Source organism: Enterobacteriaceae bacterium Kacie_13, assembly GCA_013457415.1.
GTDB lineage: Bacteria > Pseudomonadota > Gammaproteobacteria > Enterobacterales > Enterobacteriaceae > Rahnella.
The window spans coordinates 3748891-3772215 of record CP045665.1 but is presented as its reverse complement, the minus strand read 5'-3'; the positions used below and the strand labels follow the sequence as shown (position 1 = coordinate 3772215).

Annotated in this window: 15 protein-coding genes; 10 read left to right on the top strand and 5 right to left on the bottom strand. The window is 54.7% G+C overall.

Translation table 11 applies throughout. From position 1 onward, the window contains the following. The first annotated feature begins 361 nt into the window (after positions 1–361). Genes GE278_17190 through GE278_17175 form a run of 4 tightly spaced genes read left to right on the top strand, consistent with a single transcriptional unit; the run spans position 362 to position 9420 of the window. On the top strand, positions 362–1651 hold the full coding sequence (locus tag GE278_17190) for an MdtA/MuxA family multidrug efflux RND transporter periplasmic adaptor subunit (protein QLK62398.1): 1290 nt from the start codon (positions 362–364) through the stop codon (positions 1649–1651). Then, a complete protein-coding gene (locus GE278_17185) occupies positions 1648–4857 on the top strand; it encodes an MMPL family transporter (protein ID QLK62397.1) in 3210 nt (1069 codons plus the stop codon). Before GE278_17190 ends, GE278_17185 begins: the two co-directional genes overlap by 4 nt. Further along, positions 4854–7979, top strand: a complete 3126-nt coding sequence (locus GE278_17180) for an MMPL family transporter (GenBank protein ID QLK62396.1) — start codon at positions 4854–4856, stop codon at positions 7977–7979. The genes GE278_17185 and GE278_17180 overlap by 4 nt, the downstream gene beginning before the upstream one ends. After that, the gene (locus GE278_17175; protein QLK62395.1) at positions 7972–9420 is read left to right on the top strand and encodes an efflux transporter outer membrane subunit; all 1449 of its coding nucleotides are present in this window, start codon (positions 7972–7974) and stop codon (positions 9418–9420) included. The genes GE278_17180 and GE278_17175 overlap by 8 nt, the downstream gene beginning before the upstream one ends. A 39-nt stretch (positions 9421–9459) precedes the next feature. On the opposite strand, the gene GE278_17170 is transcribed toward GE278_17175, so the two are convergent. Then, on the bottom strand, positions 9460–10626 hold the full coding sequence (locus GE278_17170) for a c-type cytochrome (GenBank protein ID QLK63324.1): 1167 nt from the start codon (positions 10624–10626) through the stop codon (positions 9460–9462). Positions 10627–10634: 8 nt separating this feature from the next. After that, positions 10635–12545 carry an FAD-dependent oxidoreductase gene (locus tag GE278_17165; GenBank protein QLK62394.1) on the bottom strand — a complete coding sequence of 637 codons (1911 nt, stop codon included), beginning with the start codon at positions 12543–12545 and terminating at the stop codon, positions 10635–10637. 260 nt (positions 12546–12805) lie between these two features. On the opposite strand from GE278_17165, the gene hcp reads away from it, so the two are divergent. From hcp to GE278_17140, 5 genes are all read left to right on the top strand, one after another. Continuing rightward, the gene (hcp, locus tag GE278_17160) at positions 12806–13291 is read left to right on the top strand and encodes a type VI secretion system tube protein Hcp (protein QLK62393.1); all 486 of its coding nucleotides are present in this window, start codon (positions 12806–12808) and stop codon (positions 13289–13291) included. Between the two features lie 2 nt (positions 13292–13293). After that, the gene (locus tag GE278_17155; GenBank protein QLK62392.1) at positions 13294–13710 is read left to right on the top strand and encodes a hypothetical protein; all 417 of its coding nucleotides are present in this window, start codon (positions 13294–13296) and stop codon (positions 13708–13710) included. Next, the gene (locus GE278_17150; protein ID QLK62391.1) at positions 13688–14089 is read left to right on the top strand and encodes a hypothetical protein; all 402 of its coding nucleotides are present in this window, start codon (positions 13688–13690) and stop codon (positions 14087–14089) included. The genes GE278_17155 and GE278_17150 overlap by 23 nt, the downstream gene beginning before the upstream one ends. 252 nt (positions 14090–14341) lie before the next feature. Then, on the top strand, positions 14342–14710 hold the full coding sequence (locus GE278_17145) for a DUF559 domain-containing protein (GenBank protein ID QLK62390.1): 369 nt from the start codon (positions 14342–14344) through the stop codon (positions 14708–14710). A gap of 310 nt (positions 14711–15020) precedes the next feature. Then, positions 15021–15275: a transcriptional regulator gene (locus GE278_17140; protein ID QLK62389.1), complete on the top strand. Its 255-nt coding sequence runs from the start codon at positions 15021–15023 to the stop codon at positions 15273–15275. 77 nt (positions 15276–15352) lie between these two features. On the opposite strand, the gene GE278_17135 is transcribed toward GE278_17140, so the two are convergent. Genes GE278_17135 through GE278_17125 form a run of 3 tightly spaced genes read right to left on the bottom strand, consistent with a single transcriptional unit; the run spans position 15353 to position 21041 of the window. Further along, positions 15353–16756: an efflux transporter outer membrane subunit gene (locus GE278_17135; GenBank protein ID QLK62388.1), complete on the bottom strand. Its 1404-nt coding sequence runs from the start codon at positions 16754–16756 to the stop codon at positions 15353–15355. Next, positions 16749–19898 (bottom strand): efflux RND transporter permease subunit, encoded by a 3150-nt coding sequence (locus GE278_17130; GenBank protein QLK62387.1) that lies wholly within the window; start codon positions 19896–19898, stop codon positions 16749–16751. The genes GE278_17135 and GE278_17130 overlap by 8 nt, the downstream gene beginning before the upstream one ends. A gap of 9 nt (positions 19899–19907) precedes the next feature. Then, entirely contained in the window at positions 19908–21041 is a 1134-nt protein-coding gene (locus GE278_17125) for an efflux RND transporter periplasmic adaptor subunit (GenBank protein ID QLK62386.1), read from the bottom strand. 654 nt (positions 21042–21695) lie between these two features. Between GE278_17125 and GE278_17120 the strand changes: the two genes are divergently transcribed. Next, the gene (locus GE278_17120) at positions 21696–23198 is read left to right on the top strand and encodes a PTS N-acetylglucosamine transporter subunit IICB (protein ID QLK62385.1); all 1503 of its coding nucleotides are present in this window, start codon (positions 21696–21698) and stop codon (positions 23196–23198) included. Positions 23199–23325 lie beyond the last annotated feature (127 nt).

Genomic DNA, 23325 nt, shown 5'->3' with positions numbered 1-23325 from the left:
CCTCTACTTTTTTAAACCATTTGGGTGATGTGGTTGTCTGTTTTTCATGCTAAATCAGCGCATTCCTGACAAAATTCTGTACGGCGCTGACAGTTCCTGAAAATTTCCTGCCTCCTTCTTCAACATTCATTCTCATTTAGTCCTTAACATTAGGCGCGTCAAAAGGCTAAATTAGCGGGTATAATTCATCCTGCTGATTGAAATATATATTCTTAATTACTAACGAAATCTTTACGTTGTCCTAAAAACAGCCACCCGCGGTTTTAGGGATAATGGTTTTTTTGCCGAACACTTAAAATCTCTGGTTGAAGGTCATTTTCAGCTGTTTTCTCCTCATCAATACTGCGAAATCAAGAAATTTATGCTGCCGACTGCCTCATCTCGCTCTAAAAAACGCACTTTTGTGTGGGTTATCATCGCCATCATCGTTGCGGCGATCCTGGTCTGGTTCTTTGCTTTCCATCAAAGTTCGTCCGAATCCGCGGGTAAAAAAGGACCGGGGCGCGGCGGTATGCGCGCGATGCGCGGCCAGATGATGATGGGGATGGATACGCCGGTGCAGGCCGGAAAAGCCACGCAGGCGGATGTGCCGGTATATCTGCGTGCGCTGGGTACCGTGGTGGCCAACGCCACCGTGACGGTTACCAGCCGGGTTGATGGTCAGCTGATGAAGGTCTATTTCACCGAAGGGCAGAAAGTCGAGCAGGGGCAGTTGCTGGCGCAGATTGACCCGCGCAGCTATCAGGCAACGCTTGAGCAGTATCAGGGCTCACTGGCGCAGAATCAGGCGTTGTCGAGAAGCGCCGAACTGACGCTGGCGCGTTACCGCAAACTGTACGCGCAGGACTCTTTAGCGCGTCAGGATCTGGAAAGCCAGATTGCGACCGCCGGGCAGTACGCCGGGGCGATGAAAGCCGATCAGGCGCAGATCGATGCCGCTAAACTGAATCTTGAGTTCGCGAAAATCACCGCGCCGGTCAGCGGCCACGTCGGGTTACGTCTGGTCGATCCGGGCAATATGGTCACCAGCAGCTCAACGACTGGCATCGTCACCATTACCCAGACGCAGCCGATTGCCGTCACCTTCAGCGTGCCGCAAAGCAATCTGCAAACCCTGCTCAAAGCGTTGCGCGGCGGCAATAAACTGCCGACCACCGCCTTTAATCAGGACGGCAGCGAAGTGTTCGATCAGGGGCAGCTGCAATTTATCAGCAATGAAATTGACAGCAGTACCGGCAGCATCAAGCTGAAAGCGCTGTTTAATAATGTGGATGAAAAACTCTACCCCAACCAGTTTGTGAACGCCCGCTTACAGGTTTCTACGCTGAAAGATGCCACGGTTATTCCGGCAGCGGCGTTGCAGCTGAGCAGTAACGGCGATTTTGTGTACGTGATCAAAGCTGATAACACTATCGAGCGCCGCGCTGTGAAATCCGGCCCGGACTTTGGTGACAGTCAGGTAGCGATTTTGTCCGGCGTGAAGCCGGGCGAACAAGTGGTGACTACCGGGATTGATCGTCTGACCAACGGTGCGAAAGTGCAGGTAGTGACCGCCAATACCGAAGATGCCGCCGCCGGTTCTTCGAAGGTACGTGAGCAAAGCGCTGGCGTCGATAAAGCCACGACCGGTAAAGACAGCGGGCCGAAATGAATCCTTCACGCCTCTTTATTCAAAGGCCGGTTGCGACCATTCTGCTGATGGTCGCCGTGCTGCTGTCGGGCATTTTTGCCTACAACATGCTCTCGACCTCGGCGCTGCCGCAGGTCGATTATCCGACCATTCAGGTAACTACGCTCTATCCCGGTGCCAGCCCGGACGTGATGGCGTCAGGCATTACCGCACCGCTTGAACGCCAGCTTGGGCAGATGGCGGGCTTAAGCCAGATGTATTCCACCAGCGCCAGTGGCTCGTCGATCATCACGCTGAAATTCTCGCTGGATCTCTCTCTCGACGTCGCCGAACAGGAAGTTCAGGCCGCAATCAACGCCGCCGACAGCCTGCTGCCGAAAGATTTACCGAATCCGCCGACCTATAAAAAAGTGAACCCGGCGGATGCCGCGGTGCTGACGCTGGCCGTCACCTCCGAATCGCTGCCGCTGACCAAAGTGCAGGATCTGGTGAACACCCGCGTGGCGTTGAAACTGTCACAGATTTCCGGCGTCGGCATGGTGACGCTGGCGGGCGGGCATCAGCCTGCTATTCGCGTGCAGGTCGATCCACGCAAACTGGCGGCGCATAACCTCACGCTGGAAACCATTAACACGTTGATCGGTAACAGCAACGTCAACGGTTCCAAAGGCGGCTTCGACGGCCCGCATCATTCCATCACCATTGATGCTAACGATCAGCTGCGCACCGCGTCCGAATACGCCAACCTGATTGTGACTTACGAAAACGGCGCGGCGCTGCGTTTGCGCGATATCGCCACTTTGTCGGAAGCGCCCGAAAACCAGTATCTGTCCGCGTGGGCGAATAAAGAACCGGCGATCATTATCAGCGTTCAGCGCCAGCCCGGTGCCAACGTGATTCAGGTGGTGGATGCGATTAAAGCCCAGTTGCCGAAATTGCAGGAAGCGCTGCCGGATTCGGTCAAAGTCAGCATTTTGTCGGATCGTACTCAGACCATCCGTGCCTCAATCAGCGACGTTCAGTTTGAACTGTTGCTGTCGATTGCGCTGGTAGTGATGGTGACCTTCCTGTTCCTGCGCAACGTGGCGGCGACGCTAATCCCAAGCGTGGCGGTACCGTTGTCGCTTATCGGCACCTTCGGTGTGATGTACCTGTGCGGATTTAGCCTGAACAACCTGTCACTGATGGCGCTGACCATCGCTACCGGCTTCGTTATCGATGATGCCATCGTGGTAGTGGAAAATATTTCACGACGCCTGGAAGAGGGCGAAACCCCAATGCAGGCGGCGCTGAAAGGCTCGAAGCAGATCGGTTTCACTATCATTTCACTGACCTTCTCGCTTATCGCCGTGCTGATCCCGCTGCTGTTTATGGGGGATGTTGTGGGGCGTCTGTTCCGCGAATTTGCCATCACGCTGGCGGTGTCGATACTGGTGTCGATGGTCGTCTCACTGACGCTTACTCCGATGCTGTGCGCCTATTTACTGCGGCACACCCCGGAAGACAAACAAAGCAAGTTCTACCGTAAGGGCGGAGAGTTCTTCGACAAACTGATCGCCGGTTATGACCGGATGCTAATCGTGGTGCTTAATCACCAGAAGGTCACCCTGCTGGTCGCCGCTGCCACGCTGGTCTTCACTGCGTTACTGTATGTGATTGTGCCGAAGGGCTTCTTCCCGTCGCAGGATACCGGGATGATTCAGGGCATTACACAGGCATCGCAGGACGTCTCCTTTAGTGAAATGGGGCGTCGTCAGCAACTGCTGGCCGCCGCTATCCTGAAAGATCCTGACGTGGAAAGCGTCGCGTCTACCATCGGTGTGGACGGAAATAACACGAGTCTGAACAGTGGCCGGTTGCAGATCAGCCTGAAATCCTTTGATGAACGCAGCGAACGTGCGCCTGCGATCATCGAGCGTCTGAAACAGGAAACTGCCGGAGTGCCCGGCATTGAACTTTATTTGCAAGCATCGCAGGATCTGACCGTTGACGATCAGGTCACGCCGAGCCAGTACCAGTTCACGCTGGATGATTCTGACAGTGAAAATCTGGTGGAATGGACGCCGAAACTGTTGGCAAAACTCAGCGAACAGCCGGAGTTCAGCGACGCGGTCAGCAACCTGCAAAATCAGGGGCAGATAGCCTATGTGGAATTAGATCGCGATGCCGCCGCGCGTTACGGCATTACCGCGTCGGACGTCGATACCGCGCTCTATAATGCCTTCGGCCAGCGTCTGGTCTCCACTATCTTTACCCAGGCCAACCAGTACCGCGTGGTGCTGGAAGTCGCGCCGCAGTTCCAGCAGTCACCTGCCTCGTTCGATGATATCTATCTGGCGAGCAACGTGACTACGTCGGCGACCAGCAGCACTACCTCGAACAGCAACGCAGCGTCCTCAACGACCACGGCGTCCGGCAGTTCGACGTCGTCCACCAGCACCAGCAGCTCCACCAATGGCATGGTGAAACTGACGTCGATTGCCAAAATCCACATGCGTACCGGCGCGCTGTTACAGGCGCGACTGAACCAGTTCCCGGCGGTGACGGTGTCCTTCAACCTTAACGACGGTTACTCGCTGGAGCAGGCGCAGCAGGCGATTAAAACCACCGTCGCGGATATCGCGATGCCGGACAGCATCACATTACGCTATCAGGGGGCGGCGGCCTCGTTTGAAAGCGCCACCGGTAATACGCTTTGGTTGATCCTCGCTGCACTACTGACTATGTATGTTGTGCTCGGCATTTTGTACGAAAGTTTCATCCATCCGGTAACCATTCTTTCCACGCTGCCGTCGGCTGCGGTCGGCGCGCTGTTGTCGCTGATCTTTGCCGGTACAGAATTCAGCCTGATCGCGTTGATCGGGGTGATCCTGCTGATCGGGATCGTGAAAAAGAACGCCATTATGATGATCGACTTCGCGCTGGAAGCGGAAAACAAGCAAGGATTATCGCCGCGTGAGGCGATCCATCAGGCTTGTTTACTGCGTTTTCGCCCGATCATGATGACTACCATGGCCGCGCTGCTCGGGGCATTGCCGCTGATGCTGGCGAGCGGATCCGGTGCGGAACTGCGCCAGCCGCTCGGGCTGGTGATCGTCGGCGGACTGATCTTCAGCCAGATCCTGACGCTGTTCTCCACGCCGGTGATCTACCTGATGTTCGACAATCTTTCGCACCGCTTTAATCCGCGCCACCGTCGTGCTGCCCAGCGGGCGGATAACCGATGAACATCTCGCGCTTCTTTATCCTGCGGCCGGTCGCCACCATGCTGCTGACGCTGGCAGTTCTGCTGCTCGGCCTGCTGGGTTACCGTTTATTGCCGGTTGCGCCGCTGCCGCAGGTGGATTTTCCGACTATTCTGGTCAGCGCCAGTTTGCCGGGCGCCAGCCCTGAAACCATGGCGGCTACCGTCGCCACGCCGCTGGAAAGGGCGCTCGGGCAGATCGCGGGCGTCACCGAAATGACCTCGCGCAGTTCGCAGAGCTCTACCAGTGTCATTTTGCAGTTCGATTTAGATCGCGACATTAACGGCGCAGCGCGTGACGTGCAGGCGGCGATCAACGCTTCCCGCGCCTTATTGCCAAGCAGCATGCCGTCACTGCCGACCTACCGTAAGGCCAACCCGTCGGATGCGCCAATCATCATGCTGGCGCTGACCTCGGCCACGCGCAGTAAAGGTGAGCTGTACGATATCGCGTCCAGTCAGTTGCAACAGAAAATCGCACAGGTGAACGGCGTCGGGCAGGTCTCGCTGGTCGGCTCCGCGCTGCCGGGCGTACGCATTGATTTGCGTCCGGAAGCGGTCACCTCTTACGGTATTTCCCTCGACACCATTCGTTCAGCCATTGCCAACAGCACCAGCAATCTGCCGAAGGGGCTGCTGCAAGGCTCGAATCAGTCGTGGATGATCGAAGGCAACGGCCAGCAAAGTACCGCAGCACAGTACAAAACGCTGATCATTACCTACATCAACGGCTCGGCAATCCGCCTCAGTGATGTCGCCAATGTCTACGATTCGGTCGAAGACAAATACAACGTCGGCTATTACAACAGCACGCCGTCGGTGATGATCGGCGTAACGCGTCAGGCTGGCGCGAACATGCTGGAGACCATAGACGCGATAAAAGCCGCGCTACCGCTGATGAAAGAGAGCCTGCCCGGCGACGTGCAGCTTAATCTGGCACTCGACCGCTCACCGAACGTTTCTGCTTCCCTGCGCGATACCGAAATGACCTTGCTGGAAGCCACACTGCTGGTGATCGCGGTCGTCTTTGTCTTCCTGCGCAACTGGCGTGCCGTGCTGATCCCCGCGCTGGCGCTGCCGGTCTCGTTGATAGGCACCTGCGCGGTGATGTATCTGCTCGGCTACAGCCTCGATAATCTCTCGCTGATGGCGCTGATTATCGCCACCGGCTTTGTGGTTGATGATGCCATTGTGGTACTCGAAAACATCACGCGTCATATAGAAGAAGGAATGGGACCCGTGCGTGCGGCGATCAAAGGCGCGCAGGAAGTCAGCTTTACCGTGCTTTCCATGACGCTATCGCTTATCGCCGTATTCATCCCGATCCTGCTGATGGGCAGCATTGTCGGGCGTCTGTTCCGCGAATTCGCGGTGACGCTCAGCGTCTCGCTGATTATCTCCATGCTGGTCTCGCTCAGCCTGACGCCGATGCTCTGCGCGCGTTTCCTCAAGCGAAAACCGCCGGTGGAAAAACGTCAGCCGCGCATTTATCGCATGATCGAACGCGGTCTCAACAAACTGCTGGCCGCCTATTCTGTGGCGCTCGGCTGGGTGATGCGTCATCAACTGATCACGCTGGTCGGACTATTCCTGACCGTGTTGCTTAACTTCTATCTGTATACCGTGGTGGAAAAGGGCTTCTTCCCGGATCAGGACACCGGCATGCTGATGGGTATGCTGCGCGCGGATCAAAACACCTCGTTTCAGTCGATCCAGCCGCAGGTGCTGAAATACAGCAAGATCATTCAGGACGATCCCGCCGTGGAAGCGGTGATGAGTTCAGCGGGCAGTGGTGGATTTGGATCACGCAATACCGCGACGTTCTTCGTGCGCCTGAAAGATTTCGATAAACGCACCGCCAATGCCAACCAGGTGGCGAACCGTCTGATGATGGCAACCGCCAAAGTGCCGGGCTCGCAGCTGTTCCTGATGGCCGCGCAGGACTTGCACATCGGCGGGCGCAGCGCAAATGCCCAGTATCAGTACAGCTTACAGGCTGACGATCTTTCCCTGCTGCGCGAATGGGCACCAAAAGTGAAAGCCGCGCTGGCCGCGCTTCCGGAACTGACCGGCGTCGATTCCGATTCGCAGACTGGCGGGCAGGAAGTGATGCTCAATATCGATCGCGACCGCGCCACGCAGCTTGGCGTTAACGTGAAGATGATCGATACCTTGCTCAACAACGCTTTCAGCCAGCGGCAGATCGCGACGATCTACAAAACGCTGAACCAGTATCATGTTGTTATGAATCTGACCTCGGATTACACCAGTAATCCTGATGTGCTGAACCAGCTCTACGTGGTGACCGACGCAGGCAAGCAGATCCCGTTGTCAGCCTTTACCTCGTTCAGCGGCGCGAATGCGCCGCTCTCGGTGGCGCATCAGGGGCAGACTGCCACCACGACCATCGCCTTCAATCTGGCCGATGGTTACGCGCTGGAACAGGCGCAGGCCGCGCTGAAAACTGCCATGGCGAAAATTGGTTTGCCGGATACCATTCAGGGGAGCTATGCCGGTACGGCGCAGGCGTTCCAGGCGCTGGCCAGCTCCATGCCGTGGCTGATTCTGGCGGCGCTGGCGGCGGTATATATCGTCCTCGGTGTGCTGTATGAAAGCTATATTCATCCGCTGACCATTCTCTCAACGCTGCCCTCCGCCGGGCTGGGCGCGCTGCTGCTGATGCTGATGACCGGCACGCAGCTGACGGTGATCGCGCTGATTGGGATCCTGCTGTTGATCGGTATTGTGAAAAAGAATGCGATCATGATGATCGACTTCGCGCTGGACGCCGAACGCCGTCTTGGCCTTTCTCCGCAGCAGGCGATCACTCAGGCCTGCCTGATGCGTTTTCGCCCGATCCTGATGACCACGCTGGCCGCGTTCTTCGGCGCGTTGCCGCTGGCACTCGGCAGCGGTGGCGATGCGGATCTGCGCAGCCCGCTGGGGCTTGCGATCGCCGGAGGGCTTGCGCTGAGCCAGATCCTGACGTTATTCACCACGCCGGTGGTGTACTTGTATATGGATCGCACGAGCCGCGCGACGCACCGTGTGTGGCATCGCCTGCGGCCGCATACGACATCGCCGGAGGTCAGTTCACATGACTGATAAAACAATGAATTCTTACCCTGAAGCGAATCTGATGACTGTGCAAAAATCCCATTCTATGGTGTTACGTTTTGTTCCGCTGGTGCTGGCAATACTGGTCAGCGCCTGTACCGTCGGGCCGGATTACCAACGGCCTGACGTCGCCATGCCCACGGCATTTAAAGAAGCCAAAGGCTGGACGGCGGCGATACCTAAAGATAACCAGAGCAAAGGCGACTGGTGGGCGGTGTATCAGGATCCGGAGCTGTCCTCGCTGCTGAGTCAGGTGCAGATTTCCAACCAAAACGTCGCACAGTACGCCGCGCAATACCGTCAGGCGCAGGCGTTAGTCACTCAGGCGCGTTCGGATCTTTATCCTTCCGTCGATGCTTCTGTTGGCAGCACGCGCAGCGGCACGTCATCGACCGTCACCAAAAAACAGTCGGCTGAACTCAGTGCCAGTTGGGAGCTGGATCTGTGGGGGAAACTGCGCCGTACGGCCGAAGAGCAGGACGCCAGCGCACAGGCCAGCAAGGCCGATCTTGCCGATGCCACGCTCAGCGCGCAGTCAGAACTGGCGCAGGATTACTTCCAGCTGCGGGTGATGGACCAGCAGATCGCGCTGTATCAGCGCAGCATCGAGGCATATCAGCGTTATCTGACTGTGATTCAGAATCAGTATGAAGGCGGTAATGCCTCGCGCGCCACGCTGGCGCAGGCCCAGACGCAGCTGGAAAGCGCCAAAGCTTCGGCGCTCGATCTGCAATGGCAGCGCGCTCAGCTGGAACACGCTATCGCGGTGCTTGTCGGCAAACCCCCGGCGCAGTTCAGCCTCGCCGCGCGCGACGTCAAACTGACCCTGCCGCAGATCCCGGATGCCTTACCTTCGCAGTTGTTGCAACGCCGACCGGATATCGCCGCCGCAGAACGCACCATGGCGTCCTCCAACGCCGCCGTCGGTGTCGCCACCGCTGCGTATTACCCGGATCTGACCTTGAGCGCCAGCGGCGGATTCGCCAGTTCAGCTTTCCACAACCTGTTTTCGCTGCCAAACCGCGTCTGGTCCTTAGGCCCGGAACTCAGCCAGACGGTACTGGATTTTGGTTCGACCCGTGGCAAAGTGGCGCAGGCCGAAGCCGCCTATGACGCCGACGTCGCCGGTTATCGCCAGAGCGTGTTAACCGCGATGCAGGAAGTGGAAGATTATTTGGTCGAACTCAATACGCTGGACAACGAGCTCATCGCCCGTCAGAACGCGGCCGATTCCGCCAAAGAATCTGCGCGTGTGACTAACAATCAGTATCAGGCCGGGATGATCGACTATCTCGACGTTGCGACTACCGAGAACACCAGCCTGAGCCAGCAACAAAGCGTCCTGTCGCTGGTCAGCACCCAGATGGTCACCAGCGTCAAGCTTATTGCCGCGCTGGGCGGCGGTTGGAACGGAGATGTGGGGAAATAGTTCAGGAATAAAGCGAATGGGCATCCTTGCCCTTGAATGTTACTTCCCGGCCTTGCGCGCATTCGCCACATCTTCCGCCGTGACCGGTGCCGCGTGATTTCCCCAGCTGGCGCGCAGGGTGTTGGTTAATTCTGCCGCCTGCTCGTCGTTCAGCGTCCAGCCATAGGCGGGCATGGTGTCAGACATATGCTCTGCCGTCACCGGCGTCTGGCCACCGTTGAGGATAACCCGCAGCAAGGTTTGTGGATTTTCAGCGTTGACCGTCAGGTTGCCCGCCAGTGCGGGGATCGTATAGTCCTTACCGTCGCCGTTCACACCGTGGCAGGTCGAGCAGTAGCGCATAAACGTTTGCTGCCCGGCCTGTGTCGCGACGGCAACTTTCGCCGGTTTATCCCGCGGCTGCGCTTTAAGACTCAGCAGATATACCGCCATGCTGTTGAGATCCGCATCAGTCATAAACTGCGTGCTGTTGGTGATCACTTCGCCCATCGGACCGCTTACGGCATCGTGCGCATTACGACCGGTTTTCAGCAACGTGACCAGCTCCGGCTGGCTGACGTTGAGGCCGCGCAGAGAAGGCGCGGACCAGCCGTCGAGTTCACCGCCGCTCAGAAACGCTGTGCTTTGCCCGTCGACCGCTTTCTCCTGCTGCGCCCAGCCGCGCGGTGTATGGCAGGCACCGCAGTGTCCGGCTCCCTGCACCAGATACGCGCCACGGTTCCATTCGCCACTCTGATCGGCCTGTGGTTTGTATTCGCCTTCCTCGAGGAAAATACTGTTCCACACGTGCAACGGCCAGCGGACAGACATCGGCCAGCTGATGTCATTGTCGCGGTTGGCGACCGGCTGCGGTTTCACCTCTTTCATCAGATAGTCGTAAAGCGCGCGCATATCCTTGCTGCTCATTTTCACGTATGAGGTATACGGCATGGCCGGATAGAGCGGGTGCCCGTCTTTAGCAATCCCCTGGCGCATCACTTTGTCGAATTCTTCAAAGTTGTACCCGCCGATGCCGGATTTCACGTCGGGCGTGATGTTGGTCGAGTAGATTTCACCGAGCGGTGTCGCAAAACGCACACCACCCGCCAGGTCCGCCCCCGTCGATGACGTATGGCAGGCCGCGCAGTCTGCGGACTTAGCGACATATTCTCCTGCGGACATCGCCATCGCAGAGCCTGCCGTCGCCATCAGCGTGGCGAAAATCATCAGCTGTTTCATGCGTTCACCTTCTTCATGGCGGTCAGTTCGTTCACTGCGCGCCACGCCTGATCTACCGCCGAGTTAGCGTACGGGCTCCAGTCGGAATCTGAGTTGGCAATAGTGATGCGCCCGACCGGCTGGCGTGCGAGCTGTATGGTTTTCTGCGATTGTTCCTCGTCGTCGAACATCCCGCTGAGGAAGTAGGAATAGCCATGCGACCAGCGGTTGACGGTGATCGCCATGATGTCGCGCTGATGATCAAAACCGGCCTCGCCGAACATTCCCTGCAGCTGATCGCGGATCATTTTTTCGTGAGCATCAAACGAGGTTCCGAGCAGGAGCGCGCGGCCTTTGCGGGACTGCTCGCGCGGGCTGAGGCCGCTGCCAGGCAGCGTTGGCACATAGACCATGTGCAGGCCAATCGGCTGATTTGGATCGCGCGGATGCTGATAACCGCCCATATCCACCGGATAATCCAGCTTCACGCGGCTGTAAGGCGCACCGGGAGAGTAGATTTCGTGAACGCCAAGTTTGATAAATGGCTGCCAGTTGCGGATAACCACTTTGGTATACACCAGTGGCGCTTTGACGTTTTCCTTCAGCGCTGCTTTCTGCGCTTCGGCAATTTCCGGCACCAGATACGGGATCATCATATTGTAACCGGCCATCACCGCCTGTCCGGCACGGACACGGTGCAGCTGTGAGCCGGTCATGTAAGTCACCTCAACCGCCGGTTTCCCTTCATGCTCTACGTTGGCAACGTGCATTCCGGTGCTGTTCAGGCGCAGGCGCACCGGCTGGCCGTTCTTATCGAGCTGGCCGTAATCGAATTTCGCCAGCACGATATCTTCCATCGTACTGCCCGGCGCGACCTGCGGGATGAGATGACGCACCATCAGACGCGCCAGACCGGCGTTGCCGTCCGGGAAGTGGAAGATGTATGGCTGGTCGAGATCTTCCAGCGATTCGGCATCCAGCGGCGGTAATCCCATGCTTTCCAGCCCCGGCAGGGCGCAGATGCGGGCATCGCTGCACGAGGTGGCATCAATCCCGACTGCCTGAAAATCATTGGTGCGCTGCTGGAAATAGCGGATTGCCATCTCACTCAGCCCGACTTTTTCGCGCAGGAATTGCGTGTAGCTGTGCCCGTCCACCCAGGCGACTTTCTCTTCCTGACTCATCCCGTGCAGATAATCTTTTTCTTCGGTGTGCAGGGCGATAAGCGCCTTACGGTCAGATTCCGGCAGCGGGAAATCATTGATGAAATCGCGAATATCGCGCCCGTTGAGTCTGTCTGGCGGGATATCATCGGCCACCGCACGGCCCGGATCGCCGCTGACAATTTTATCAACGCCAAAGTTTTTGCGGTCAAAATACACGCCACGGCTCAGATGCAGATCCGGGTAGAACGTCTGATCGAAGTCTTTTGCCATCGTTTCGATATCGACATTCAGGGTCTTCAGCAGCCCCATCGCCACCGGGCTGAAGTTGGTACGCGGCGACTGGAAAGATTCACTGCCGCCGTAGCCGAGCAGGGTTTTATCTTCAACATGAAATTCATTGCGCTTGGCGTGTCCGCCGAAATCATCATGGTTATCCAGCAGTAAAATCCGTTGCTGCTTGCCATGCTGTTCCTGCCAGAAACACGCCGCCGCCAGCCCGCTGATCCCGGCACCCACGATCACCAGATCAAACTCATCTTCCACCGGTAAACTGGACGGATCGACCTTTTTGCCTTCACGCCCGAGAATGTGCGCCGCCTCGTAAGAGCCCTGATGATTCCCGCGCAGCCCGGTCAGGGATGGCGGGTAATACAGCGTCTGTGCCGCCGTTTGCGGCGACGCCTTCAGCGCCTCAAACGGCGTCATACCAGCGGTCACGGTAATTGCCACACCATTTAAAAAATCACGACGAGTGATACCCATATTGTTTCCTTAAAATTACACCATCAACCCGCGCGGAAGCCGCACGGCAAAAGCTTTTCGCTCAAAAATTGTCTAAATATTTTAACAAATTTAACATAAAGAAACACTTAGCGAGCGTGACGGCAGGCGCAAATGAGGAAACAAGGGGAGTTCACCAGTAACAAACTTCTGAAAATTCCATTTTTAAAGGTTCCCGAATGGTTTGTGAAAACATACGGGCATAACGTATTGCCTCACTTTTTAAAAAGGAATTTATCAGAATGGCAATCCCGGCATATTTATGGCTTAAAGACGACGGTGGCGCACCAATCAAAGGCTCCGTTGATGTGAAAGACCGTGAAGGTAGTATCGAGGTTAATGGCTTCTCTCATAACCTGAGCCTTCCAACTGATGGGATGACAGGGGTAATTACAGGCACCCGTAAACATTCCGCAGTCCTGCTCCAGAAAGATTTCGATTCTTCATCACCTTATCTGTACAAGGCCGTGGCTACTGGACAAACACTAAAATCAGCAGAGTTTAAGTGGTACAACATCAATGATGCAGGGCAAGAAGTTGAGTATTTCAACATTCTGCTTGAGGACGTAAAAATCGTAGGTGTGTCGCCAATTATGCATGACACTAAAGATCCAACTAAAGAAAAGCATAACCATTTTGAATGCATTGAACTGCGCTATGAAAAAATCACATGGAAGCACTGCGACGGGAATTTGATGTTCTCAGACAGTTGGAAAGATAGAGCGTAAGCATGAGATACCCTACATTAGCGGCCTCACCTCATCCGCCCTATGATGTATCCTCATTTTCGCCACCAGGCGTAAACATCATTAATAATATGATGCTCTCGAGATTTCATCACGGTCCATCAGCACTCACGTACCAGTGGTTTTATCAACAAGTCAGACTACATGGGCCTTGGGATTATAAAACGCGCGCAGGGAGGCAGTATGAGAACTTTGGAAATTTCCACTACGGCGCGGTGGGTACCGCAGCTGGAATAACTGAGCCTGTATTGTTACGGGCGGCGGGTTGGGCGCAATCTCGTTCTGGAAATGCAAAGGTAGAAGATGGCAACTGGCACGGCACATCGCCCTACGGTGACGACCCAAAGGATCAATTCTGGATAAAGTGTGGTATCGATTATGCAAAAAGAACGGGGTTTTAAAAAACGCTATGTTTTGGTGCCTGTACTTTTTGCGTTTATGTTAATCGCATGGGGCATTCACTTTCTCAAATTTCCGGTAGAGCAGGAGGTGTATAAGACGGTTAAAGTGAATAACCTGGTCACCTTATATATAACCCAGGCCAGCGCCGGAGCAATGACGTCATTTTCGTACCACTATTATTTGTATGATGCGACGAAAAGTGAGGCTGATTTTATGGCTAATATTGATGACCAAAGAGCGTTCATGGTCACCTCTGACAGCAAGGCAACGGCCACAGCCAACAATGATCATCTATATCTTCGCGTTCGGGGCGATATATTCTCATTCAATAATGGAAGCTATAAAGTTATTGTGCATCTGGACGCTGCGCCTTATTAAAATAAAACTCAGTGGGGCTTTGCCCTACTTCACTTTTTCTCTAAAACATCTGAACTTTTAACTAATTTAATATAAATAATTAGCAAATGTGGCGGTGGGCGAAAATGAGGGAATATTAAAAAGATTGGAATAAGGGCCGCAGCAATGGTGTGAGAAAAATATTATCGCCGCATTTGCAGATACTCTCAGTACGGCTCCTCCCCCAGCGAAGGGGGAGGTTGGGTGGGAGTGTTAAAGACAACTCGGTGTGACATGTTCAACGATTCAAAACAGAAAAAATTACGCAAGGATCTGCGGGGAAATCTTACTTATCCAGAGTTTGTTTTATGGCAGGCGATCCGGTGTAAAGCGCTGGGTGTTAAATTTCGCCGTCAGCATGGGATCGGGCGCTATATCGTCGATTTTTACGCCGGAGAGGTGAGGCTGGTGGTTGAGCTGGATGGTGAAAGTCATTTCAGTGAGAAAGGGATGGCGGCGGATAAAATCAGAACGGACTTTCTGTGTAATTCAGGAATGAAAGTTATCCGGTTTACGAATCTTCAGGTTATGCAGGAATTACCTGAAGTTCTTGAGCATTTGAGAAATGAAATTATACGTCGGAAGACAACGTTAACCTTCTGATTTTATTTGTAATACCCCCTCCCAGCCTCCCCCTTCGCAGGGGGAGGAGTTAAAAGCCCGATCGGCTCCCTCCCCTGCGAAGGGGAGGGCTGGGGTGGGGTATTAATGGCTACGCGGAGTAAAAATTCCCACCAAAATAATTTTTTATCAGTATTTAGTCAGCTATCTCATCAATATTACATTTCATCTTATCTATCAATGACCTGATCACTATTCCTCCGGTTTTATCCCGTTTTGGGATAATTTTTCTCCCGGTTTACTCTTCCTGTGTAGACGTTTTATTTACTCATAACTCAGGAAAGGATCCTCCATGAACAAAACACAGAATCATACCGACTGGCATCAGGCAGACATCATTGCGGCATTGCGTAAACGGGGCACAACGCTGGCGGCGGTATCGCGCAGTGTGGGATTGAGTTCTTCGACGCTATCGAATGCGCTGTCACGATCATGGCCGAAAGGGGAGAAGGTGATTGCACAGGCGCTGGAGGTTCATCCGAGCGTGATCTGGCCGAGCCGTTATTTTGATGCGCGGGGTGAGTTAGTGAAGAAGATTCTGCGATGAATATGTGGCGGGATAAGGTGTCTCCGGCTTGAAAACCAAAACGCCGACTTCCGTCGGCGTTTCCATTTACTCAAAAATCACTCCTTCCATCCCCCGCCCAGCGCTTTATACAAACTGATGTCCTGATTCAGTTGGGCAAGTTGTGTGGTGATCAGCGTTTGCCGGGCTGAGTACAGCGAGCGTTGCGCGACCAGTACGCTCAGATAATTATCTATACCGCCTTTAAAGCGCATCTGCGAAAGATCGTAGTTGCGCTGGTTGGCGTCGGCGTCCTGCTGGCGCGCCAGAAGTTCGTCTTTATAAGTCGCCTGACCGGCTAAACCATCAGACACTTCTTTGAACGCCGTCTGAATCGCTTTTTCATAGTTGGCGATATCAATTTTCTTCGTGTCTTTGGCAATGTCGAGATTGGCCTGATTCACGCCGCCGTCGAAGATTGGAATGTTGATCGAGGGCATAAATGACCACGCGCCGGTGCCTCCGTCGAACAGTTTACTCAGACTGCCGCTTTCAGAACCGGCGGTGCCGGTCAGTGTAATGCTCGGGAAGAACGCAGCACGCGCTGCGCCGATGTTGGCGTTGGCCGCTTTCAGCGTATGTTCCGCTGCAATAATATCGGGGCGGCGGGTCAGCAGATCAGACGGTAAGCCAGCCGGTGTCTGCGGGAATTTCCAGTCCTGTTGCAGGGTGGCGTCCGCCAGCAGACGCGGTGGAATGGTGGTGCCAACCAGCAGCGTCAGCGCGTTCACGTCTTGCCGTACCTGGCGCGTGTACTGCGCGATATCGGCCTGCGCCGCGCGTACCGTGGTTTCGGCCTGTACCAGATCCTGAGAGGTGCTGATGCCGGAGTCGTAACTGCGTTTGGTCAGCTCGTAGGATTTGTTCTGGCTGTTGGCGGTATTGATCGCCAGTTTCAGCAGGTCGTTATCCGCCGCCAGACTCAGGTAACCGGAAGCCACTTCAGACACCAGCGAGATTTGCGTTGCGCGCTGCGTCGCTTCGGTGGCGAGATAGGTTTCCAGCCCCTGATCACGCAGGCTGCGCACGCGGCCAAACAGGTCAACTTCATAAGACGTCACGCCCAGATTGGCGCTGTATTGCTGATATGTTACCGGCCCGGTGCTTTGCGTCGAATACAATCCGCCCGGCAGATGCTGGTTGGTTTCACCGGCGCTGGCGTCGAGGGTCGGCAGCAGCGCGGCGCGGTCAATCTGGAAGGCAGCGCGGGCGGTATCGACGTTTAACGCCGCGACCCGAAGGTCGCGGTTATTCTTCAGGGACATACCAATCAGCTGGTTCATCGCCGGCTGACTGAAGAACGCTTTCCAGCCGATATCCTGCGCTGCACCGGTTTTGGCACCGTCCCAGCTGCTGGCGACCGGCAGCGCAGGGCGCTGATAATGCGGCTCCATCGTACAGCCCGCCAGCAGGGTGAGAGTAAACGCGCCGATAAGTGACAGCGCGAAATGCGATTTATTCATGGTGTGTTGCCTCAGACGCAGGAAGCGCCTTGTCTTGTTTTTTCGATTTGCGGGTGAACAGATTTACAATCGTCACGTAGAACATCGGGACGAAGAAAATTGCCAGGAAGGTCGCCGTAATCATCCCGCCAACCACGGCGGTACCGATGGAATGCTGGCTGCCTGCGCCCGCACCGCTGGAAATGGTCAGCGGGAATACACCCAGAATAAAGGCCATCGAGGTCATGATGATTGGCCGGATACGCAGTTTGGCCGCTTCAATCGCCGCTTCCGTAACCGACATGCCTTCGTTCTCATGCAGCTCTTTGGCGAACTCGACAATCAATATGGCGTTCTTTGCCGCCAGTCCGACGGTGGTTAACAGGCCGACCTGGAAGAAGACGTCGTTGGATAATCCGCGCAGCAGCACCGCGCCGATGGTGCCTAAGATCCCAAGCGGAACCACCAGCATGACCGAGAACGGAATCGACCAGCTCTCGTAAAGTGCCGCCAGACACAGGAACACGACGATCATCGACAGAGTATAAAGTGCCGGTGTTTGTGAGCCGGAAAGCTTTTCTTCATAGCTCAGGCCGTGCCATGCCACTTTGTAACCCGGTGGCAATTTGGCCGCGATTTCCATTACCGCGTCGTTGGCGTCGCCCGAGCTGTAGCCCGGTGCCGGTGCGCCCATCAGTTCGACGGAGGACACACCGTTAAAACGCTCGTAACGCGGTGAACCGTAAACCCATTTACCGCTGCCAAAGGCGCTCCACGGCACCATATCGCCGCTGGAATTCCGGAAATACCAGTTGTTTAAATCTTCCGGCGTGACACGCGAAGCCGCCTTGCCCTGGATGTAAACGCGCTTCACGCGGTTGTTGTACATGAACTGGTTCACGTACGCCGAACCCCAGGCCGCCGACAACGTATTGTTGATGTCGTCGAGGCTCAGACCCAACGCCTGTGCGCGTTCATCGTCAATTTCCAGCTGATATTGCGGCTCATCTTCCATGCCGTTCGGACGCACAGCGGTCAGGCGTTTGTCCTGTGACGCCAGTTGCAGGAACTGGTTACGTGCGGCCATCAGCGCGGCGTGACCCTTGCCGTTGGTGTCTTGCAGGAAGAAGTCGAAGCCGGTGGCGTTACCCAGTTCCATGACCGCAGGAGGAACGAAAGCAAACACGCGGGCGTCTTTGATGGTGGCGAAATGCGCCATTGCACGACCCGCCAGCGCCTGAACTTTCTGCGCCGCGTCCGGACGTTTCGCCCAGGTTTTCAGCTGCACAAAGGCGATACCGACGTTCTGCCCGCGACCGGCGAAGCTGAAGCCGTTGGCGGTGAACACCGACGACACAATCCCGCCTTCTTTATCCATCAGGTATTCACGGACGTTATCGAGCACTTCCTGCGTACGTTGTGATGAGGCGTTGGCCGGCAACGTGGCCTGAACCAGCATCACGCCCTGGTCTTCATCCGGCAGGAAAGTGGTGGGCACGCGGGTAAACATAAAGCCGGTGGCAATCACAATCAGCAGGTAAATCAGCATAAACAGACGACGGCGGAAGATGACCGTACCGACGGCGCGGGTGTAATGCATCGCGCCTTTGTCGAAATTACGGTTAAACCAGCCGGCGAAGCCTTTCTGAGATTTCTCTTCGTCGTTGTGTCTGATGATGGTGGCACACAGCGCCGGGGTGAAAATCAGTGCCATCAGAACCGAAAGCGCCATCGCCGAAACAATGGTAATCGAGAACTGACGGTAGATGATGCCGGTTGAACCGCCGAAGAACGCCATCGGCACTAATACCGCCGACAGCACCAGTGCGATCCCGAACAGGGCGCCCTGAATCTGTTTCATCGACTTAATCGTGGCTTCTTTGGGCGATAACTTTTCTTCCGTCATCACACGTTCGACGTTTTCCACCACCACGATGGCATCATCCACCAGCAAGCCTATCGCCAGTACCATCCCGAACATGGTCAGGGTGTTAATGGAATACCCCGCGGCCGCCAGAATCCCGAACGTCCCGAGCAGAACGACCGGCACCACCAGCGTGGTGACCAGCGTGGCGCGCAGGTTTTGCAGGAACAACAGCATGACGCAGAACACCAGCACGATGGCTTCGATAAGCGTTTTCACCACTTCTTCAATGGAAGCGCTGACCACCGGCGCAGTCTGATACGGGAACTCGACTTTAACGCCCGCAGGCAGGGAATCCTCCAGGCTGGCGACGGTGGCTTTCACCGCTTTGTCGGTATCCAGCACATTCGCGCCGCTCGCCAGACGCAGGGCGATAGCGGTAGAAGGACTGCCGTTAAAGGTAGATGAGATGGAATAACTTTCCGGCCCCAGATCCACATTCCCGACATCACTCAGACGTACCTGCGAGCCGTCAGCGTTCACTTTCAGCAGCACGTTTTTGAACTGGTTAATGCTGTCGAAACGGGTTTTACCGATGATGGTGGCGCTGAGTTTGCTGTCTTTCACCGTCGGTAATCCGCCGAGAGAACCGGAAGACACCTGCACGTTTTGCGCTTCGATGGCGGCGCTGACATCACTGGGGATCAGCTGATATTTATAGAGTTTCGCCGGGTCTAACCAGATACGCATCGCGTACTCTGAACCGAGCACCAGGAAGTCGCCGACGCCTTTGGTACGGACAATCGGGTCTTCAAGTTTGGTGACCAGCAGGTTGCTCAGATCCGAGTTACTCATTTTGCCATCAGTTGAAATCAGGCTGACCAGCAGCATGAAGTTGGCCTGATATTTGGCAATACGGATCCCCTGATTGACCACTTCGGTCGGCAACTGCGATTCGGCCAGAGACACTTTGTTCTGCACCTGAACCTGCGCGATATCCGGGTTGGTCCCCTGATCGAAGGTGGCGATGATTGTGGCGCTGCCGTCGCTGTTACTTTGCGATTCGATGTAACGCAGGTTATCCAGCCCGTTAAGTTGCTGTTCGATAACCTGAACGACGGTGTTCTGCGCGGTTTCCGCCGAAGCACCCGGATAGGTGACGCTGACGGAAATCGCCGGAGGCGCGATATTCGGATACTGGTTAATCGGCAGTTTCATGATCGACAGCGCACCGGCGATCATGATGACGATGGCGACCACCCAGGCGAATATGGGGCGGTTGATAAAGAAAGTAGACATTCAGCTCACCTATTGCGCGGAAGGATCGGTCATCGCGAGATTAGCCTGTTCGGCAGGGGCGCTGGCTTTGCGCTCGGTGGCATTCACTTTGGCGCCAGGCCTGACGTTTTGTAATCCGTCGGTGATCACTTTATCGCCGTCGTTCAGCCCCTGATTTGCCAGCCAGTAGCCATTCATCATCTGGCCGGTGGTGACGGAACGCTGTTCGACGGTGTTATCGGCTTTCACCACGTAAACGTACGGTGCACCTTTCACGTCGTGCATGATCGCTTCCTGCGGCACGAGGATCCCTTTGTCATCCACGCCCTGTTGCAGCTCGGCGTGAACAAACATGCCTGGCAGTAATTCGTCGTGCGGATTCGGGAATGAGGCGCGCAGCGTCACGGAACCGGTGCTTTGCGAAACCGTCACTTCTGAGAATTCCAGCTTGCCCGGCAGCGCATATTTACTGCCATCTTCCAGCGTCAGCGTGGCCTGTGCGGCGTTTTCACCGGCCGACTGTAATTTGCCGGAAGCCAGCGCGCGACGCAGTTTGAGTAAATCCTGTGAGGATTCACTGACGTCCACGTAGATAGGATTCAGCTGGTCAATCGTGGTCAGATACGCCGTCTGGCCACTGGTCACCAGCGCCCCTTCGGTATACAGCGAGCGTCCGATGTGACCGGAAATTGGCGCGTAAACTTTGGTGTATTGCAGATTCACGCGGGCGGTTTCGACATCGGCGGCGGCTTCGCGCTCGGCGGCTACGGCGTCGTCATACTGCTGACGGCTGACGGCCTGCGCTTCGACCAGCGGTTTGTAACGGCGCGCGGTGGCATCGGCGCTTTTCCATGTCGCCATCGCGCGGTCATAGGCCGCCTGATAGGTTGACGGATCAATCTGATAAAGCTGCTCACCAGCTTTGACTTCGCTACCTTCCACAAACAGACGTTTCTGGATTACGCCGCTGACCTGTGGACGAACTTCGGCGCTGCGCACCGCGGTTGTGCGGCCGGGCAGACGGGTAGTTAACGTGACTGGCTGGCTGTGCAGAGTGACGACATTGACCGCAGGCACTTGTGCCGCCGGAGAGGCAGAACCGGCGGAACCATCACATGCGGAAAGCAGTACAACCGTACTGACAGAAAGAAACTTCAGGCGCATAGAATTCACTCTTTTTGGGGAATTGAGAATAACCGTTCTCAACAAGTCCCCCACTATACGAGAGCACCACAATTCGCTGTGTAAGGTTATTGTCATGACGCATGTTGCGATGTTTCAAAATGGAAGGTAAATGTTGCGGCATAACCCCTTGTATCATTGAGGTTTTAATCTTTTCGTGCAGTCGCAAAGGGCAGGTTATTTGTTACTTAGCAAACTAACCAATAGGCCTTAAGCGGGATTTATAGCAGATTCATCTGAACGTAAATGAATTGTTGTAGCGCGGCGAAGTGTGATCTGGATCAAACAAATTTATACATTTTAACCTGCCGTTTACCAGAAAAGGCTGAAGGTTCTTCCCGTCTGCCGTTACCTTAAGACCCGAGAGCGAGCAGTTCTCACATTTGCTTGTTGCCAGCCGCTCTGAACGACGGCCAGTTGCAACCCCCGTGCCCACAGTCCGATGTGGGCTTTTTTTTGTCTGAATATCTCGTCTTTTACCGCTTTCTCGCTGTGCTGCTTCACACTATCAAAAAAATCCATTCCCAAATGACTGGCCACAGTATCAATATTTCTGCCATTTCGACATGATAGGTATAACGTTATAGTAGAACGTTACACTTGAGTTAACGAACTAATTAATAGGGATATTTACTAATGAAGATATTTTCAGGTTTTGTAAAATCGTTGTCGAAACTGTCCATGATAGGCAGGGCGCTTATGCTGCCCATTTCATTGCTTCCTGCGGCGGGACTTCTGCTGGCTTTTGGTGACCGCTTTCATTTACCTCTGATGATGAATGCAGGCGGTGTCATTTTTGACAATCTGCCACTGCTATTTGCGATTGGTTCCGCCGTCGGATTAGCCGCAGAATCAGGTATTGCTGCCTTATCGGCCGCTGTCTCTGTGTTAACCATCAACGTCACGATGGGTACGCTCCTGCATATCACGCCGGAAATGGCGGCTGCCGGGGGGAAATATGCGATGGTGCTTGGGATACCGACCCTGCAAATGGGGGTCTTCGGTGGACTGATTTCCGGCATTCTTGCGGCATGGTGTTACAACAAATTCAATACATTGCAATTGCCTGAATTCCTGGGCTTTTTCTCCGGAAAACGTTTTGTGGCTATCGCGACGGCATTTCTGTCTTTCTTGTTGGGGATGGGGCTGCCCTGGGTCTGGTCATACATTCAGTCAGGGATTGACGGGCTTTCTGTAGTGGTCAATGGCGATAATCAGGTGTTATCGACCTTTATTTTCGGCACAGTCGAACGTGCACTTATCCCGTTGGGCCTGCATCACATTTGGTATCCTTCCTTCTGGTATTCATTTGGTGAATACACCACACAAACGGGGCAGGTCATTCACGGTGATCAGACAATTTGGTTCAAAATGCTGGAGGAAGGGGTTAAATCTTTTAGCAGCGATAGCTACCAGAATGCTGGCAAATTTATGCAGGGTGAGTTTCCGCTGATGTTGTTTGCATTGCCGGCGGCTTGCCTGGCGATGTATCACGAAGCCAATACAAAAAATAAGAAAATTGCTTTCGGTATTCTGTTTTCTGCTGCCCTGACGTGTTTCCTGACGGGGATCACCGAGCCTGTTGAATTTACATTTATTTTTGTTGCGCCTGTGTTGTATGTCTTCAACGCATTGATGGCGGGTGTCTCTTATATGTGCATGTATCTGCTGCATGCGCATATTGCTAAATCCTTCTCCGCGGGCTTAATCGACTACATTTCTTTTGGCATTTTACCGTCTCTGAATGACTACCAGACCCACTTCCTCAGCGCCGTGTTCGTGGGGATCCCGATGGCGATCATTTACTATTTCACTTTTCGTTTTGTTATCCGACGTTTTGATATTAAAACACCGGGCCGTACAGAGGTGATGGTGAATTGTGATGACAAAACAGATACGGAAATTTCTCATGAAATTATAACGTTACTGGGCGGTCAGGAAAATATTCTGTCCATCAGTGCCTGCATAACACGCTTACGTCTGGAGATAGCAAAGAGTGAGTTAGTCAATAAAGATGGCCTGAATCAGGTCGGTGCCAGAGGCGTAGTCTTTGTCGGAGACAAAGGCATACAGGTAATTTTTGGTGCAAGGGCGCAATTTATTGCCCAGACAATGTCTGAAATCACGCTTAAGCCCTAGGATGAGACGGGCCACCTCTGCTGGCCCGGTTATTCCTTTCGATACGTCATGCCGGCAACCCCGGAACCCTGAAATACCTGGACATTCTGTGAGACAATTGGACAATAACGTTCTGGATCCTCAGGGA

Excerpts from the sequence above, each read along its gene's own strand:
- GE278_17185 (QLK62397.1), top strand. The coding sequence starts at position 1,648 with ATGAATCCTTCACGCCTCTTTATTCAAAGGCCGGTTGCGACCATTCTG.
- GE278_17125 (QLK62386.1), bottom strand. The coding sequence starts at position 21,041 with ATGCGCCTGAAGTTTCTTTCTGTCAGTACGGTTGTACTGCTTTCCGCA.
- GE278_17150 (QLK62391.1), top strand. The coding sequence starts at position 13,688 with ATGCAAAAAGAACGGGGTTTTAAAAAACGCTATGTTTTGGTGCCTGTA.
- GE278_17155 (QLK62392.1), top strand. The coding sequence starts at position 13,294 with ATGAGATACCCTACATTAGCGGCCTCACCTCATCCGCCCTATGATGTA.
- GE278_17190 (QLK62398.1), top strand. The coding sequence starts at position 362 with ATGCTGCCGACTGCCTCATCTCGCTCTAAAAAACGCACTTTTGTGTGG.
- GE278_17140 (QLK62389.1), top strand. The coding sequence starts at position 15,021 with ATGAACAAAACACAGAATCATACCGACTGGCATCAGGCAGACATCATT.
- GE278_17130 (QLK62387.1), bottom strand. The coding sequence starts at position 19,898 with ATGTCTACTTTCTTTATCAACCGCCCCATATTCGCCTGGGTGGTCGCC.
- GE278_17135 (QLK62388.1), bottom strand. The coding sequence starts at position 16,756 with ATGAATAAATCGCATTTCGCGCTGTCACTTATCGGCGCGTTTACTCTC.
- GE278_17145 (QLK62390.1), top strand. The coding sequence starts at position 14,342 with ATGTTCAACGATTCAAAACAGAAAAAATTACGCAAGGATCTGCGGGGA.
- hcp (QLK62393.1), top strand. The coding sequence starts at position 12,806 with ATGGCAATCCCGGCATATTTATGGCTTAAAGACGACGGTGGCGCACCA.
- GE278_17170 (QLK63324.1), bottom strand. The coding sequence starts at position 10,626 with ATGATTTTCGCCACGCTGATGGCGACGGCAGGCTCTGCGATGGCGATG.
- GE278_17165 (QLK62394.1), bottom strand. The coding sequence starts at position 12,545 with ATGGGTATCACTCGTCGTGATTTTTTAAATGGTGTGGCAATTACCGTG.
- GE278_17175 (QLK62395.1), top strand. The coding sequence starts at position 7,972 with ATGACTGATAAAACAATGAATTCTTACCCTGAAGCGAATCTGATGACT.
- GE278_17180 (QLK62396.1), top strand. The coding sequence starts at position 4,854 with ATGAACATCTCGCGCTTCTTTATCCTGCGGCCGGTCGCCACCATGCTG.
- GE278_17120 (QLK62385.1), top strand. The coding sequence starts at position 21,696 with ATGAAGATATTTTCAGGTTTTGTAAAATCGTTGTCGAAACTGTCCATG.